The organism is Burkholderia sp. Tr-862, from assembly GCF_011753085.1.
Taxonomy (GTDB): domain Bacteria; phylum Pseudomonadota; class Gammaproteobacteria; order Burkholderiales; family Burkholderiaceae; genus Burkholderia; species Burkholderia ambifaria.
The window spans coordinates 1-1,508 of record NZ_VWWG01000382.1 but is presented as its reverse complement, the minus strand read 5'-3'; the positions used below and the strand labels follow the sequence as shown (position 1 = coordinate 1,508).

General features: G+C 67.0%; 1 protein-coding gene. It reads right to left on the bottom strand.

The window, feature by feature from the left end:
- Nucleotides 1-1,508, bottom strand: a 1,508-nt coding sequence (locus F3J14_RS35005; RefSeq protein WP_166726764.1) for an amidohydrolase, incomplete at both ends; no start/stop codon positions are given.

Here is a 1,508-nt window from a genome sequence, read left to right as displayed (position 1 = left end):
CCGACCGCGATGCGGCCCTTCTTGCCCACTTCGTTCGAGAACCACGTCACGTACTCGGTCCACATGCGCAGCGCGGTTTCGCGATCGAGCAGGTTGCGCTGCGGATACAGGCGCATCCCGCCGACCGTCTTGCCCGTCACGAGCCATGCGAGCGACACCCACGGGTTGTACGACGCCACCCGCGTCGCGTCCGTGCCGGCCGACACCTTGATGCCCTTGGACAGCATCTTCGCGACCGGCGGCGTCGCCTCGGCCGCCTGCGCGCCATAACGCTCGACGAAGTACTCGCCCTGATAGGCCATCCGGTGCTGCACCGCGATGCCGCCGCCGAGCGCCGCGATCCGGTCCATCGATCGCTCGGAGATCGTTTCCGCGTGATCGAAGAACCAGTTCAGCCCTTCGAGCGGGATGTCCTCGTTGACCTTCTCGAACACGTCGAGCGCGCGACTGATCGTTTCTTCGTAGGTCGCATGCATGCGCCACGGCCAGCGGTTCTGCGCGAGCACGCGCACGACGCCTTCGAGATCGTCCTCCATCTGCGCGGGCAGGTCCGGACGCGCGACGCGGAAGTCCTCGAAGTCGGCCGCGGAAAACACCAGCATCTCGCCCGCGCCGTTGTGGCGGAAGTAGTCGGTGCCGTCGTGGTACTTGCTGCTCTTCGTCCAGTTCACGAAGTCTTCCTTCTCCGCGTTCGGCTTCTGCGTGAACAGGTTGTACGCGATGCGGATCGTCATCTCGCCCGCGTCGTGCAGCTTGCGAATCACTTCGTAATCGTCGGGGTAGTTCTGCGAGCCGCCGCCCGCGTCGATCACGCCCGTCACGCCGAGCCGGTTCAGCTCGCGCATGAAGTGGCGCGTCGAGTTGTACTGGTACTCGAACGGCAGCTTCGGGCCCTTCGCGAGCGTCGCGTAGAGGATCGTCGCGTTCGGGTTCGCGAGCAGCAGGCCCGTCGGGTTGCCCGCGGCGTCGCGCAGGATCGTGCCGCCCGGCGGCTCCGGCGTGTCCTTCGTATAACCGACGACGCGCAGCGCGGCCGCGTTCAGCAGCGCGCGATCGTACAGGTGCAGGATGAACACCGGCGTATCGGGCGCGGCCGCATTGAGCTCCTCGATCGTCGGCAGGCGCTTCTCGGCAAACTGATGTTCGGTAAAGCCGCCGACCACGCGCACCCATTGCGGCGCCGGCGTGATCGCGACCTGCTGCCGGAGCATCTCCATCGCGACGGCGAGCGAGCGCACGCCGTCCCAGCGCAGCTCCATGTTGTAGTTCAGGCCGCCGCGAATCACGTGCGTATGGTTGTCGGTCAGGCCCGGCAGCACGGCGCGGCCGTCGAGGTCGACGACCTTGGTCGCCCGGCCCGCGAGCGGCATGACGTCCGCGTTGCTGCCGACCGCGACGAAGCGGCCGTCCTTGATCGCCACCGCGGCGGCGACGGGGTTCGCACGATCGAGCGTCGTGATGCGCCCGTTGTGCAGGATCAGATCCGGTTGAGTATCGGTTGCGGTCAT